Consider the following 13,004-nt stretch of genomic DNA (forward strand, 5'->3'; position numbering starts at 1 on the left):
GAGGTTCCGTTGGATGGTCAGGAAGGCCCGATGATGCACCAGCCTGGGCGCCAGGACCGGCGCCCGGTGTGAGCAACAAGGGCTCCAGCGTCGACGGGGCCATGCCGGCGCCGCCAAGGAAGCCCCCTCAGGCGCGCGCGTCGAGCCCCCGCAGGCCGGCCACCGTGCTCAGCAGCGCCTGCGCCGCCTCGGTGCCCTTGGCGCCGAAGTGCTGCTGCAGGAACTTGCGGTGCTCCACGTGTTCGTGGAAGTGGTGCGGCGCCTGCACCGCGCAGATCACCGGCACGCCGGTCTTCAGCTGCACGTCCATCAGCGCCCGCACCACGGCGTCGGCGACGAAGTCGTGGCGGTAGACGCCGCCGTCCACCACCAGCGCGCTGCCCACCACGGCCGCGTAGCGCCCCGACTGCGCCAGGCGCTGCACGTGCAGCGGGATTTCGAAGGCGCCCGCCACGTCGAAGACGTCGATCGCCCCGGGCCCGAAGCCGGCGCGCGCCATCTCGGCGAAGAAGGCGTCGCGCGAGCGCTGCACGATGTCGGCGTGCCAGGACGCCTCGACGAAGGCGAAGCGCAGCTCGCGCGGCAGCGGGGGAAGGTCGATGAGGGGTGGGGCGTCGGGCATGGAAGGCATTCTAGGAGCCCACGATCCAGCCCTCGAGCGGGTCGAAGCCCGGCAGGCCCCAGCGCGCATCGCCCGCGCGCCGGCGCTGCAGCGCCCAGGCCGCCTGCAGCAGGCACAGCACCGCGTCCAGCCGGTCGCCGCTGGCGTCGTCGGCCAGGTCGTCGCGCTGCGCGTGGGTGAGCCGCAGCCGCAGGCCAGCCGCCTGCAGCAAGGGCGCATGGCCATTTTCCAGCGCGTTCACCAGGGTCTTGCGCGCGATCAGGCGCTCGCCGGTCTGCCGGGCCTTGTCGTCGCTCTTGTAGGACGCCACACCCAGCACGCTGCGCGCGAGCAAGCCGGGATAGGCCTCCAGCGCCACGCGCTGCGGGTCGCCGTCGAGCAGGCCGGGCAGGTGCGCACCGGCGGCGATCAGGCGCGGCACGCCCGCGTGCATCATGAAGGCCACCGGCGGGTTCACCCACTTCATGCTCGGGCTCGAGCCGGCCGGCCCATCGGTGGCGCGGTGCGCGAACTTGCCGCCCACCGGGCGTGCGTCGCAAAAGGCCGCGAAGGCCTCGCGGATGGCCGCGCGCGGCAGCGCCGCGTAGTGCGCCATGCAGGCGCGCCAGTCCTGGGGCCAGCCCAGGGCCTGCACCAGCTCGCGTGGCAAGCCGAACGGCAGATCGAAGCCGCCCACCCAGGGGCCGGGCGCGCGCAGGCGCTCGCCCCAGGCGTCCAGCGATTCGAAACGCTCGACGGCGTCGAGCAGCACGCGGCCCCGCTCGGCGCGGCCCACGGCCAGCACGATGGGCTTGCGCCGCGTCGGCGCGCTCGTGAAATCACAGCCCAGCAGCGTGAAGTCCATGGCCGAACCCACACCAACTCAGGCCAGGGCCAGCGCCGCCACGCCCAGTCCGATGCACAGCGCGCCCAGGATGCGCAGGCCCCGGTCGCCTTCGCGCAGCAGGTGGCCACCGATGAGCGCGGCGAACAGCATGGACACCTCGCGCGCCGGCGCCACGTGCGACAGCGGCGCGCGCTGCATGGCGAACAGCACCAGCACGTAGGCCACCGGACTGAGCATCGCCACCAGCAGCGCGTGGCGCCACTGCAGGCGCCACAGGCGCAGTGCCTCGGCGCGGTCGCTCAGCACACGCGGCGAGAACAGCACCAGCCGCACGAGGTTGCCCATGTAGTCGACCAGGATGGGCGACATCAGCAGCACCTTCACCGCGTAGCCGTCCACCACAGAATAGGCCGCGATGGACAGGCCCGTGAGCGCGCCGTAGTAGAGGCCGCGGTGCAGGCGCTCGCGTTTGGCCGGGTCATGCGCCGCGCGCCACAGGCCCGGGCCGCCCGCGATGAGGAACACGCCACCCACCACCGCCGCGATGCCGGCGGCGCCGAGCGCGCTCAGGCGCTCGCCGAGGAACAGCACCGCCACCAGTGCGGTGATCAGCGGGCCGCTGCCGCGCGCCAGCGGGTAGACCACCGTGAGGTCGGCGCGCCGGTAACCGCGCAACAAGGTGGTGAAGTAGACAACGTGGATGACGCCGCTGGCCACCACCATGGCCCATTCGGTGGCGCCCCAGCGCGGCAGTTCGCTGCGCGCGAACCACCAGCCCACGGGCGCCCAGATCACGGCGATCAGCGCGGAGGAGAACCAGGCGAAGCGCGTGTCCCCGCCCGCGTGCTTGGCGGCGATGTTCCAGCCCGCGTGGATCAGACCCGCGAGCAGGATGAGCAGGAACGCATCGAGCGCCATGGAACGGTGCCGGGCGGGCCCGGGCCGATCAGGCGCGGCCGATGATGCTGGCCGTGGCCATCAGCTCTTCGAGCAGCGCCAGCGAGACCTCGCCCGAGACCGCATAGGGGTCGAGCTCGGGGCGCTCGGAGTACTTGAGCACGATGGAGGTGTTGAGCTTGGCGAGGTTGACCTGCCCCATGGTCCAGCCGCCGAAGCGGCGCTCGCTGATCTCCTGGTAGTGCAGCAGTACCACGTCCTTGTGGCGCGGGTCGGCCACGATGTGGTTGTAGAGGTGGTTGACCGGGCCCCGGCCACCTTCGATGGCCTGCAGGAAGATGCCGCCGCCATAGCACAGCACCCCCGTGATGCCGTAGGACAGGTTGTGCTGGCGCGAGGACTCGAGGATGCCTTCGATGGCCTTGGCGTCCTTGTCGACGGCGCGGCTGACGTAGAGCAGACGGACCAGCATGTTGGCTTCTTTCCTGGGGAAGGGTTTCAGCGGGGAACGAGGGCGAGGAATTCGCGGCGCAGGTTGGCGTCCTTGAGAAAGACGCCGCGCATCACCGAGTTGATCATCTTGCTGTCCATGTCCTTGACGCCGCGCCAGGCCATGCAGTAGTGGCTGGCCTCCATCACGATGGCCAGGCCGTCGGGCTGCGTCTTCTCCTGGATCAGGTCGGCGAGCTGGATCACGGCCTCTTCCTGGATCTGCGGGCGGCCCATGATCCACTCGGCCAGGCGTGCGTACTTGGACAGGCCGATGACGTTGGTGTGCTCGTTGGGCATGACGCCTATCCACAGCTTGCCGATGACCGGGCAGAAGTGGTGGCTGCAGGCGCTGCGCACGGTGATCGGGCCCACGATCATGAGCTCGTTGAGGTGCTCGGCGTTGGGGAATTCGGTGACCGCCGGGCCTTTGACGTAGCGGCCCGCGAAGACCTCCTTGAGGTACATCTTGGCCACGCGGCGCGCGGTGTTGCCGGTGTTGTGATCGCTCTCGGTGTCGATCACCATGGCCTCGAGCACGCCCTGCATCTTCTCCGTGACCTCGTCGAGCAGCTTCTCGAGTTCGCCGGGCTGGATGAACTCGGCGATGTTGTCGTTGGAGTGGAAGCGTTGGCGCGCGGCCTTGAGGCGTTCGCGGATCTTGACGGACACGGGCACGCCTTCGTCGCCGGAAGGCGGCGTGGCCGGGGGCTGGTCAGGGTCGGTCTTCATGAGCATCGGGCATGCTACCACCCAGCCCCCCCGAGCCGGGCCCCGGCGCCCGGGTATCCCCTGGGCGGCGGGGGATCACTACAGCAGCCGCTCGAGCACCAGCACCGCGAAGAAGCCCAGGGCCGCGATCACCGTCCATTTGAGGATCACCAGGCCCCACTGGCGGTAGCGCGGCTGGCCGGTGCCCGCGTAGAAGGCGAAGCACACGCCGGCCGCGATCAGCAGCAGCAAGACAGCCCAGCGGAACAGCAGCATGCGCGGCGCCGCCTCACCAGGCCGGGGCGACCTGGGCAAAACCGCGCGGGGCCTCGCGCTCGTTCTCGAAGCTCACCAGTTCGTAGGCCTGCGGCCGGTCGAGCAGCGCGCGCAGCAACTGGTTGTTCATGGCGTGGCCGCTGCGAAAGGCGCTGTAGGCGGCCAGCAGCGGCTTGCCGACGATGTACAGGTCGCCCATGGCGTCGAGGATCTTGTGCTTGGCGAACTCGTCGCCGTAGCGCAGGCCGTCGGCGTTGAGCACCTTGACGTCGTCCATGACGATGGCGTTGTCCAGGCCGCCGCCCAGCGCCAGGCCGTGAGAACGCATCATCTCCACGTCTTTCGTGAAGCCGAAGGTGCGCGCGCGCGCGATCTCGCGCGCGTAGTTGCCGCTGCCGAGGTCGAATTCCACGCGCTGCCCCGAGGCGTTGACGGCCGGGTGGTCGAACTCGATTTCGAAGCTGAGCTTGTAGCCGTGGTACGGCTCGAGCCGCGCCCACTTCAGGCCGCGGCCTTCGCCTTCGCGCACCTCCACGGGTTCAAGGACGCGGATGAAGCGCTTGGGCGCGTTCTGCGTGGCGATGCCCGCGCTTTGCAGCAGGTAGACGAAGGAAGCAGAAGAGCCGTCGAGGATGGGCACCTCTTCGGCGGTGATGTCGATGAGCAGGTTGTCCAGGCCCAGGCCGGCACAGGCACTCATCAGATGCTCGATGGTGTGTACCTTGGCGCCGCCGTTGGCGATGGTGGACGCCAGGCGGGTGTCGCTGACGGACAGCGCGTTGACGGGAATGTCGACCGGCTCGGGCAGGTCGATGCGTCGGAACACGATGCCGGTGTCGGGCGCGGCGGGGCGCAGGGTCAGCTCAACGCGCTGACCGCTGTGCAGGCCGACGCCAACGGCCTTGGTCAGGGATTTGAGGGTGCGTTGCGCAAGCATCCTCGAATTGTAGGTTTCTCTACCCCAGGCCATGGTGGGAAAAGGCGATGACCGCGATAGGGGCGGGCCTGGCCCGCCCCCTGGCGCTCAGTCGGCCTGCTTGCGCAGGAAGGCCGGGATCTCGAAGTCGTCCATGCCGCCCGAGGCCAGCGCGTCCACCTTGGCCGCCGCCTGGGTGCGGTTGGTGCGCCACACGCTGGGCACGGCCATGTGCTGGTAATCCGGCTGGGCCGTGCCCGCGCCCGGGCCGCCCACGGCCTGGTTCACCGTGGGCACGTTGAACGGCACGTCGTCCGTGCCGGTGCGCAGCACCTGCAGCGGCGGCTGGCGGCGCTGCTGGCCCTGGCGCGACAGGCCCGTGGCGACCACGGTGACGCGCATCTCGTCGCCGAGGCTGTCGTCGTAGGCGGCGCCGTAGATCACGTGCGCTTCCGCCGAGGCGTAGGCGCGGATGGTGTTCATGGCCAGCTTGGACTCGGCCAGCTTCAGCGAGCCCTTGGCCGCCGTCACCAGCACCAGTACGCCCTTGGCACCCGACAGGTCGATGCCCTCCAGCAGCGGGCAGGCCACGGCCTGCTCGGCGGCGATGCGCGCGCGGTCCGGGCCGGAGGCCGTGGCGGTGCCCATCATGGCCTTGCCGGGCTCGCCCATCACCGTGCGCACGTCCTCGAAGTCCACGTTGACGTTGCCGTACTCGTTGATGATTTCGGCGATGCCGCCCACGGCGTTCTTGAGCACGTCGTTGGCGTGTGCGAATGCCTCGTCCTGGGTGATGTCGTCGCCCAGCACGTCCAGCAGCTTCTCGTTCAGCACCACGATCAGCGAGTCCACGTTGGCCTCGAGTTCGGCCAGGCCCTGGTCGGCGTTGACCATGCGGCGGCCGCCTTCCCAGTCGAAGGGCTTGGTGACCACACCCACCGTGAGGATGCCCATTTCCTTGGCCACGCGCGCGATCACGGGCGCCGCACCGGTGCCGGTGCCGCCGCCCATGCCGGCGGTGATGAACAGCATGTGCGCGCCTTCGATGGCCTCGCGGATGCTGTCCACGGCGCCTTCGGCGGCCTCGCGGCCCTTCTCGGGCTTGCTGCCCGCGCCCAGGCCCGTGACGCCCAGCTGGATGGTCTTGTGCGAGGCGCTGCGCGCCAGCGCCTGCGCGTCGGTGTTGGCGCAGATGAACTCCACGCCCTGGACCTGGCGGGCGATCATGTGCTCGACCGCGTTGCCGCCGCCGCCGCCCACGCCGATGACCTTGATCTGCGTGCCCAGGTTGAATTCTTCAACTTCGATCATTTCGATGCTCATTGGGTGCTCCTTTGCAGTTGCCTGTTCTGTTGCCGTGCCACCGGCGATGCTTTGAATGTGAAAACGGAAATGGGGACAAGGGTTCGGGTCATCCGGGGGGACCGGTGTGTTTGGCACACCGTCCTCGTCGTCGGCGCCGCCCCGGCGGCCGCCACTGCGGCGGGCCGTGCGTGGTGAGGGAGATCGTCCAGGGCATCAGAACGTTCCCATGAACCAGTTCTTCACGCGCTCCAGCGTGCCCGACATGGAGCCCGCCTTCTGCGCCACCTTGTGGCCGCGCACGCGCGCCAGCCGCGCTTCTTCCAGCAGGCCCATCACCGTCGCCGCGCGCGTCTGCGCCACCATGTCGGACAGCGCGCTGGTGTAATTGGGCACGCCTCGGCGCACCGGCTTGAGGAAGATGTCCTCGCCGAGTTCCACCATGCCGGGCATGACCGCGCTGCCGCCCGTGAGCACGATGCCGCTGGAGAGCATTTCCTCGTGCCCGCTGTCGCGCAACACCTGCTGCACCAGCGAGAAGATTTCCTCCACGCGCGGTTCGATCACGCCGGCCAGGGCCTGCTTGCCCAGCAGGCGCGGGCCGCGGTCGCCCAGGCCCGGCACCTCCACCTGCGTGTCGGGGTCGGCCAGCAGCTGCTTGGCGCAGCCACTGTCCACCTTGATGTCCTCGGCGTCCTTGGTGGGCGTGCGCAGCGCCATGGCGATGTCGCTCGTGATCAGGTCGCCGGCAATCGGAATCACCGCGGTGTGGCGGATCGCGCCGCCCGAGAAGATGGCCACGTCGGTGGTGCCGGCGCCGATGTCGACCAGCGCCACGCCCAGCTCCTTCTCGTCGTCGGTCAGGATCGCCTGGCTGCTCGCCAGGGGGTTGAGCATCAGCTGGTCGACCTCCAGCCCGCAGCGGCGCACGCACTTGATGATGTTCTCGGCCGCGCTCTGGGCGCCGGTGACGATGTGCACCTTGGCTTCGAGGCGGATGCCGCTCATGCCGATCGGCTCCTTGACCTCCTGGCCGTCGATCACGAACTCCTGCGGCTCGACCAGCAGCAGGCGCTGGTCGGTGGAGATGTTGATGGCCTTGGCGGTTTCGATCACGCGCGCCACGTCGGTGGCGCTGACCTCGCGGTCCTTGATGGCCACCATGCCGCTGCTGTTGATGCCGCGGATGTGGCTGCCGGTGATGCCGGTGTAGACGCGCGCGATGCGGCAGTCGGCCATCAGCTCGGCCTCTTTCAGGGCCTGCTGGATGCTTTGCACCGTCGCGTCGATGTTGACCACCACGCCGCGCTTGAGGCCGTGGCTCGCGGCCACACCCAGCCCGGCCAGCTTGAGCGTGCCGCCGGCCTGTACCTCGGCCACCACCACCATGATCTTGGCGGTGCCGATGTCGAGTCCGACGACGAGGTCCTTGTATTCCTTGGGCATGATGGTGCGGGCGTTACCGATTCGTGGGTGTGCGGGGGTTGGCGGGGTGGTCGCTGGTGGTCGTCACGCCGCGGATGCGCAGCGCATAGCCGTTGGGGTAGCGCAGGTCCACGGTCTGCAGCGCGCCTGCGGTGCGTTCGGTGAGCTGGGGCAAGGTGCCGACGAAGCGCTGCACGCGGGCCTGCAGTTCCTCTGGCGTGCCGCGGCCGAGTTCGACGACCGCGCCGCTGTGCAGCCGCGCGCGCCAGGCGCCACGCTCGCCGAGCTCCAGGCGATCCAGGCCAAGCTCCAGGCGCGCGAACTGCGCCTGCAGGGCCTTGTGCATGGCCAGCACCTCGCCCGCACGGTCCTCGGGGCCGGCGAGTTCGGGCAATTGATCGATGTCGTCCGGGCTGGCCTCGAAAACCTCGCCGTGGGAGTTGACCAGTTCGCCCGAGCCCGCTTCGCCCCACCAGGCCACGGCGTCGTGCTCCTGCAGGGTCACGCGCAGGCGGTTGGGGAAATCGCGCTGCACCACGGCGCGGCGCACCCAGGGCACCTGCTCGAACATCTGGCGCACCTGGTCCAGGTCGACGGTGAGGAAGCTGGACGACAGGCGCGCGCGCATCTGCGTGGCCAGCTGGGCGCGCAGGCCCACGGCGTTCTGGTGCGCCACATCGCCATGCACGCTGATGCCCTTGACTGTCCAGGCCGGGTGGCGCACGGCCCAGGTGCCGAGCGCGCCGAGCGCGAGCAAGGCGAACACGCCCAGCAGAAGCTGGGTGGCCAAGGCCATCAGCTTCACGTCCAGGGGCATGTCGGTCGTCGTGGGCATGGGCGGTGGATCAGGCGTTGTCCAGCGCGGCAGTGGCCAGCAGGCGCACGCACAGGTCTTCGTAGGAAATGCCCGCCGCGCGCGCCGACATCGGCACGAGCGAGTGGCCGGTCATGCCGGGCGAGGTGTTGATCTCCAGCAGGTAGGGCTTGCGCGTGGCGGCGTCGATCATCACGTCGGCGCGCGCCCAGCCGCGGCAGTCCAGCGCCAGGAAGGCCTTGAGCACCAGGGCCTGGATGGCGGCCTCCTCGCCCTCGGGCAGGCCACAGGGCACCAGGTACTGCGTGTCGTCGGTGAAGTACTTGTTCTGGTAGTCGTAGTTGCCGTCGGGCGCCACGATGCGGATGACCGGCAGCGCGCGGGCCGACCCGCCCGTGCCGAGCACCGGGCAGGTGACTTCGTCGCCAGCGATGAACTGCTCGCACATCACCATCGGATCCTGCTGGGCGGCCAGGGCGTAGGCGGCCTCGCACTGCTCGGCGCTCACCACCTTGGTGAGGCCGATCGTGGAGCCCTCGCGCACGGGCTTGACGATCATGGGCGAGCCCAGCGCCTCGAAGGCGGCGCTCGTCTCGGCCGCGCTGCGCACCTGGCGCCAGGCCGGCGTGGACAGGCCCTCGGCCACCCAGATGCGCTTGGTCATGAGCTTGTCCATGGCCACGGCCGAGGCCATCACGCCGGGGCCGGTGTAGGGGATGCCCAGCAACTCCAGCGCGCCCTGCACCGTGCCGTCCTCGCCGAAGCGGCCGTGCAGCGCGATGAAGCAGCGCGCGAAGCCGTCGCGCTTGAGCTCGCTCATGTCGCGCTCGGCCGGATCGAAGGCATGCGCGTCCACGCCCTTGGACCGCAGGGCCTTGAGCACGCCGGTGCCCGACATGATCGATACCTCGCGTTCGGCGGAACGCCCGCCCATGAGCACCGCCACCTTGCCAAAGTCCTTGCCCGTCATTTCGCCAACTCCATGATTCGTCCCGCCACCGTGCCGATGGTGCCGGCGCCCATGCACAGCACCACGTCGCCGTCGCGGGCGTTGTCCAGCACCGCGCGCGGCATGTCGGCCACGTCGTCCACGAACACCGGCTCCAGCTTGCCGGCCACGCGCAGCGCGCGCGCCAGCGAGCGGCCGTCGGCGGCCACGATGGGCGCTTCGCCGGCCGCGTAGACCTCGGCCAGCAGCACGGCGTCGGCCTGGCCAATGACCTTCACGAAGTCCTCGAAGCAGTCGCGCGTGCGGGTGTAGCGGTGCGGCTGGAAGGCCAGCACCAGGCGCCGCCCCGGGAAGGCGCCACGCGCGGCGGCGATGGTCGCGGCCATCTCCACCGGGTGGTGGCCGTAATCGTCGACGATGGTGGCGTGGCCGCCGTCGGCCAGGCGCGCCTCGCCATAGCGCTGGAAGCGCCGGCCCACGCCCTTGAAGCTGGCCAGTGCCTGCAGCACGGCCGCGTCGGGCACGCCCAGCTCGACCGCGATGCCGATGGCGGCGAGCGCGTTGAGCACGTTGTGCTGGCCCGGCAGGTTGAGCACCACGTCCAGATCGGGCAGGGCCACGCCGTTGCGGCGCTGCACGGTGAAGTGCATCTGGCCGCCGACCGCGCGCACGTTCAGCGCGCGCACCTGGGCGTCCTCGCTCAGGCCGTAGCTGGTGATGGGGCGCGCGATCTGCGGCAGGATCTCGCGGATCGCGGCGTCGTCCACGCAGACCACGGCCGCGCCGTAGAAGGGCATCTTGTGCAGGAAGTCCACGAAGGCACCCTTGAGGCGGCCGAAGTCGTGGCCGTAGGTGTCCATGTGGTCGGCGTCGATATTGGTGACGACCGAGATCACCGGCAGCAGGTTGAGGAAGGAGGCGTCGGACTCGTCGGCCTCGACCACGATGTACTCGCCGCTGCCCAGGGCTGCGTTGGCGCCGGCGCTGTTCAGGCGCCCGCCGATCACGAAGGTCGGGTCCAGGCCGGCCTCGGCCAGCACGCTGGCCACCAGGCTGGTGGTGGTGGTCTTGCCGTGCGTGCCGGCGATGGCCACGCCCTTCTTCATGCGCATCAGCTCGGCCAGCATCACCGCGCGCGGCACCACCGGCACCAGCCTGGCGTGCGCGGCCACCACCTCGGGGTTGTCGGGCTTCACGGCGGTGGAGGTGACGATGGCGTCGGCGCCCTCGATATGCCTGGCCTCGTGGCCGATGCACACCTTCGCGCCCAGGGACTCGAGGCGGCGCGTCGTCGCGCTCTCGCCCAGGTCGCTGCCGGAGATGGTGTAGCCCTGGTTGAGCAGCACCTCGGCGATGCCGCTCATGCCCGCGCCGCCGATGCCGACGAAGTGGATGTGACGGATGGCGTGCTTCATTCGGTCCTGACTTTCGCGAGTTCGAGGCAGGCGCCGACCACGGCCTCGGTGGCGCCGGTCTTGGCCACGGCGCGCGCCTTTTCGGCCATGGCCTGCAGCTGGGCGCGGTCCAGGCCCTGCAACAGCAAGGCGAGCTTGTCGGGCGTGAGGCCGGCCTGCGCCTCCAGCCAGGCCGCGCCGGCGTCGACCAGGAAGCGCGCGTTGTGCGTCTGGTGGTCGTCCACCGCGGCCGGAAACGGCACCAGCAGCGAGGCCGCGCCCACGGCGGCCAGCTCGGTCACCGTGCTCGCGCCGGCGCGGCCGATGACCAGATCGGCCTCGGCGTAGGCGCTGGCGGTGTCCTCGATGAAGGGGGTGAGCTCGGCCGCCACACCGGCGCTGGTGTAGTTGGCGCGCAGCTCGTCGATCTGCTTCTCGCCGCTCTGGTGCAGCACCACCGGGCGCTGGGCTTCGGGGATCAGGGCCAGCGCCTGCGGCACGACACGGTTGAGCGCCTGCGCGCCCAGGCTGCCGCCCACCACCAGCAGGCGCAGCGGGCCCGTGCGACCCGCGAAGCGCTCGGCCGGCGCGGGCTGGTTCAGGAAGGCCGCGCGCATCGGGTTGCCCACCCACTGGGCCTTGGACAGCGCGTTCGGGAAGGCGCAGAAGCGGCGGTCGGCCACCTCGGCCAGCACCTTGTTCGCCAGGCCTGCGATGGAGTTCTGTTCGTGCAGCACCAGGGGCTTGCCCAGCAGCACGCCCATCATCCCGCCCGGGAAGGTGATGTAGCCGCCCAGGCCCACCAGCACGTCGGGCTTCACGCGTTGCACCACCTGCACGCTTTGCCAGAAGGCGCGCAACAGGTTCAGCGGCAGCAGCAGCTTGGTGAGCAGGCCCTTGCCACGCAGGCCGCCGAAATCGATGGTGTCCAGCGCGAAGCCGCGCGGCGGCACCAGCCGGCTTTCCATGCTGCCGGGCGCGCCCAGCCAGTGCACGCGCCAGCCGCGCGCGCGCAGCGCCTCGGCCACCGCGAGCCCGGGAAAGATGTGGCCGCCGGTGCCACCGGCCATGATCAGGGCGCAGGGCTGGCGTGTGCTCACGTGCGGCCCCCCTTCATCATCTGGCGGTTCTCGAAGTCGACCCGCAGCACGACCGCCAGCGCGACCAGGTTGAGCAGGATGGCCGAGCCGCCGTAGCTCATGAAGGGCAGCGTCAGGCCCTTGGTGGGCAGGGCGCCCAGGTTCACGCCGATGTTGATGAAGGCCTGGAAGCCGAACCACAGGCCCACGCCCTGCGCCACCAGGCCGGAGAAGACCTGGTCGAGCGCGATGGCCTGGCGGCCGATGTGCATGATGCGCCGCGTGAGCCACAGGAACAGGGCGATCAGCGTGAGCACGCCCAGCAGGCCGAATTCCTCGCCGATGACGGCGAGCAGGAAGTCGGTGTGCGCCTCGGGCAGCCAGTTGAGCTTCTCCACGCTGCCGCCCAGGCCCACGCCGAAGATCTGGCCGCGACCGAAGGCGATCAGCGCGTGCGAGAGCTGGTAACCCTTGCCCAGGGCGTGTTCGGCGCTCCAGGGATCGAGGTAGGCAAAGATGCGCTCGCGGCGCCACTCGCTGGCCATGATCATCAGCGCGAAGGCGGCCACCACCACCAGGGCGATGAGAAAGAACATGCGCGCATTGACGCCGCCCAGGAACAGGATGCCCATGGCGATGACCACGATCACCATGAAGGCGCCCATGTCGGGCTGGGCCAGCAGCAGCACGCCCACCACACCCAGGGCCACGGCCATGGGCAGCACGGCCTGCCAGAAGTTCTGCTTGATCTCCATCTTGCGGACCATGTAGCTGGCGGCGTAGAGCAGCACCGCGAGCTTGCCCAGCTCCGAGGGCTGGAAGTTCATCACGCCCAGCGAGATCCAGCGGTGCGCGCCGTTGACGCCCTTGCCCACCACCAGCACCACCACCATGAGCAGCAGCGCGAGGCCGAACAGCCAGGGCGCGAGCTGCTCCCAGCGCTGCATGGGGACCTGGAAGGCCAGCAGCGCGGCGACGAAGGCGATCGCCATCGACAGGCCGTGGCGCAGCACGAAGTGCGTGTGCGCGTAGTTCTCGAAGCGCGGGTTGTCGGGCAGCGCGATGGAGGCCGAATAGACCATCACCAGCCCCCAGGCCATCAGCGAGAACACCACCCACAGCAGGGGCTGGTCGAAACCGGTGACCCCCACGGGCGCGCCGCGCTGGCGGCCGTAGCTGCGGCTGGACAGGCGCACCGGGATACCGTCGCCGCCCGCCCCCACCAGCGCGCCAGCGGCCCAGGACGGCAGCCAGCCGCGCAGGCGCTCGCGCAGGCCGGCCCCGAGGCGGGCCATCAGGCCGGG

General features: G+C 70.1%; 14 protein-coding genes. All 14 read right to left on the reverse strand.

Translation table 11 applies throughout. The annotated features are described in order from the left end of the window. Positions 1-127 precede the first annotated feature (127 nt). The 14 genes from SOM08_RS17585 to ftsW all read right to left on the reverse strand — a co-directional run bounded on the left by SOM08_RS17585 (position 128) and on the right by ftsW (position 12,995). Positions 128-631 carry a 6,7-dimethyl-8-ribityllumazine synthase gene (locus SOM08_RS17585; RefSeq protein ID WP_116960680.1) on the reverse strand — a complete coding sequence of 168 codons (504 nt, stop codon included), beginning with the start codon at positions 629-631 and terminating at the stop codon, positions 128-130. Between the two features lies 1 nt (position 632). Further along, complete coding sequence (locus tag SOM08_RS17590) at positions 633-1,466, reverse strand: DUF429 domain-containing protein (RefSeq protein ID WP_322469403.1); 834 nt, start codon at positions 1,464-1,466, stop codon at positions 633-635. Positions 1,467-1,484: 18 nt separating this feature from the next. Then, positions 1,485-2,366, reverse strand: coding sequence for an EamA family transporter (locus SOM08_RS17595; RefSeq protein ID WP_116960682.1), 882 nt, complete (start codon positions 2,364-2,366; stop codon positions 1,485-1,487). A 28-nt stretch (positions 2,367-2,394) separates the two neighbouring features. Further along, positions 2,395-2,817, reverse strand: a complete 423-nt coding sequence (locus SOM08_RS17600) for a BLUF domain-containing protein (RefSeq protein WP_116960683.1) — start codon at positions 2,815-2,817, stop codon at positions 2,395-2,397. Positions 2,818-2,843: 26 nt separating this feature from the next. Further along, on the reverse strand, positions 2,844-3,572 hold the full coding sequence (folE, locus tag SOM08_RS17605; RefSeq protein WP_181936571.1) for a GTP cyclohydrolase I: 729 nt from the start codon (positions 3,570-3,572) through the stop codon (positions 2,844-2,846). A 72-nt stretch (positions 3,573-3,644) separates the two neighbouring features. Then, entirely contained in the window at positions 3,645-3,821 is a 177-nt protein-coding gene (locus SOM08_RS17610) for a hypothetical protein (RefSeq protein WP_181936572.1), read from the reverse strand. 13 nt (positions 3,822-3,834) lie between these two features. Further along, a complete protein-coding gene (lpxC, locus tag SOM08_RS17615) occupies positions 3,835-4,758 on the reverse strand; it encodes a UDP-3-O-acyl-N-acetylglucosamine deacetylase (RefSeq protein ID WP_116960684.1) in 924 nt (307 codons plus the stop codon). A gap of 87 nt (positions 4,759-4,845) precedes the next feature. Next, positions 4,846-6,060 carry a cell division protein FtsZ gene (gene ftsZ / locus SOM08_RS17620; protein WP_116960685.1) on the reverse strand — a complete coding sequence of 405 codons (1,215 nt, stop codon included), beginning with the start codon at positions 6,058-6,060 and terminating at the stop codon, positions 4,846-4,848. A 195-nt stretch (positions 6,061-6,255) separates the two neighbouring features. Then, positions 6,256-7,485, reverse strand: coding sequence for a cell division protein FtsA (ftsA, locus tag SOM08_RS17625; RefSeq protein ID WP_116960686.1), 1,230 nt, complete (start codon positions 7,483-7,485; stop codon positions 6,256-6,258). Between the two features lie 13 nt (positions 7,486-7,498). After that, the gene (locus SOM08_RS17630; RefSeq protein ID WP_322469404.1) at positions 7,499-8,299 is read right to left on the reverse strand and encodes a cell division protein FtsQ/DivIB; all 801 of its coding nucleotides are present in this window, start codon (positions 8,297-8,299) and stop codon (positions 7,499-7,501) included. Positions 8,300-8,309: 10 nt separating this feature from the next. Next, the gene (locus tag SOM08_RS17635) at positions 8,310-9,248 is read right to left on the reverse strand and encodes a D-alanine--D-alanine ligase (RefSeq protein WP_322469405.1); all 939 of its coding nucleotides are present in this window, start codon (positions 9,246-9,248) and stop codon (positions 8,310-8,312) included. After that, a complete protein-coding gene (gene murC, locus SOM08_RS17640) occupies positions 9,245-10,642 on the reverse strand; it encodes a UDP-N-acetylmuramate--L-alanine ligase (protein WP_322469406.1) in 1,398 nt (465 codons plus the stop codon). Before murC ends, SOM08_RS17635 begins: the two co-directional genes overlap by 4 nt. Next, entirely contained in the window at positions 10,639-11,691 is a 1,053-nt protein-coding gene (gene murG, locus SOM08_RS17645) for an undecaprenyldiphospho-muramoylpentapeptide beta-N-acetylglucosaminyltransferase (protein WP_322470715.1), read from the reverse strand. Before murG ends, murC begins: the two co-directional genes overlap by 4 nt. 26 nt (positions 11,692-11,717) lie before the next feature. Further along, positions 11,718-12,995 carry a putative lipid II flippase FtsW gene (gene ftsW / locus SOM08_RS17650; RefSeq protein WP_116960811.1) on the reverse strand — a complete coding sequence of 426 codons (1,278 nt, stop codon included), beginning with the start codon at positions 12,993-12,995 and terminating at the stop codon, positions 11,718-11,720. Positions 12,996-13,004: the final 9 nt, after the last annotated feature.

It is taken from the genome of Hydrogenophaga sp. SNF1, assembly GCF_034421675.1.
Classification (GTDB): Bacteria; Pseudomonadota; Gammaproteobacteria; order Burkholderiales; family Burkholderiaceae_C; genus Hydrogenophaga; species Hydrogenophaga borbori.

Excerpts from the sequence above, each read along its gene's own strand:
- SOM08_RS17585 (WP_116960680.1), bottom strand. The coding sequence starts at position 631 with ATGCCTTCCATGCCCGACGCCCCACCCCTCATCGACCTTCCCCCGCTG.
- lpxC (WP_116960684.1), bottom strand. The coding sequence starts at position 4,758 with ATGCTTGCGCAACGCACCCTCAAATCCCTGACCAAGGCCGTTGGCGTC.
- folE (WP_181936571.1), bottom strand. The coding sequence starts at position 3,572 with ATGCTCATGAAGACCGACCCTGACCAGCCCCCGGCCACGCCGCCTTCC.
- ftsA (WP_116960686.1), bottom strand. The coding sequence starts at position 7,485 with ATGCCCAAGGAATACAAGGACCTCGTCGTCGGACTCGACATCGGCACC.
- SOM08_RS17590 (WP_322469403.1), bottom strand. The coding sequence starts at position 1,466 with ATGGACTTCACGCTGCTGGGCTGTGATTTCACGAGCGCGCCGACGCGG.
- SOM08_RS17595 (WP_116960682.1), bottom strand. The coding sequence starts at position 2,366 with ATGGCGCTCGATGCGTTCCTGCTCATCCTGCTCGCGGGTCTGATCCAC.
- SOM08_RS17635 (WP_322469405.1), bottom strand. The coding sequence starts at position 9,248 with ATGACGGGCAAGGACTTTGGCAAGGTGGCGGTGCTCATGGGCGGGCGT.
- SOM08_RS17610 (WP_181936572.1), bottom strand. The coding sequence starts at position 3,821 with ATGCTGCTGTTCCGCTGGGCTGTCTTGCTGCTGCTGATCGCGGCCGGC.
- ftsW (WP_116960811.1), bottom strand. The coding sequence starts at position 12,995 with ATGGCCCGCCTCGGGGCCGGCCTGCGCGAGCGCCTGCGCGGCTGGCTG.
- murC (WP_322469406.1), bottom strand. The coding sequence starts at position 10,642 with ATGAAGCACGCCATCCGTCACATCCACTTCGTCGGCATCGGCGGCGCG.
- murG (WP_322470715.1), bottom strand. The coding sequence starts at position 11,691 with ATGGCCGGTGGCACCGGCGGCCACATCTTTCCCGGGCTCGCGGTGGCC.
- SOM08_RS17630 (WP_322469404.1), bottom strand. The coding sequence starts at position 8,299 with ATGCCCACGACGACCGACATGCCCCTGGACGTGAAGCTGATGGCCTTG.
- SOM08_RS17600 (WP_116960683.1), bottom strand. The coding sequence starts at position 2,817 with ATGCTGGTCCGTCTGCTCTACGTCAGCCGCGCCGTCGACAAGGACGCC.
- ftsZ (WP_116960685.1), bottom strand. The coding sequence starts at position 6,060 with ATGAGCATCGAAATGATCGAAGTTGAAGAATTCAACCTGGGCACGCAG.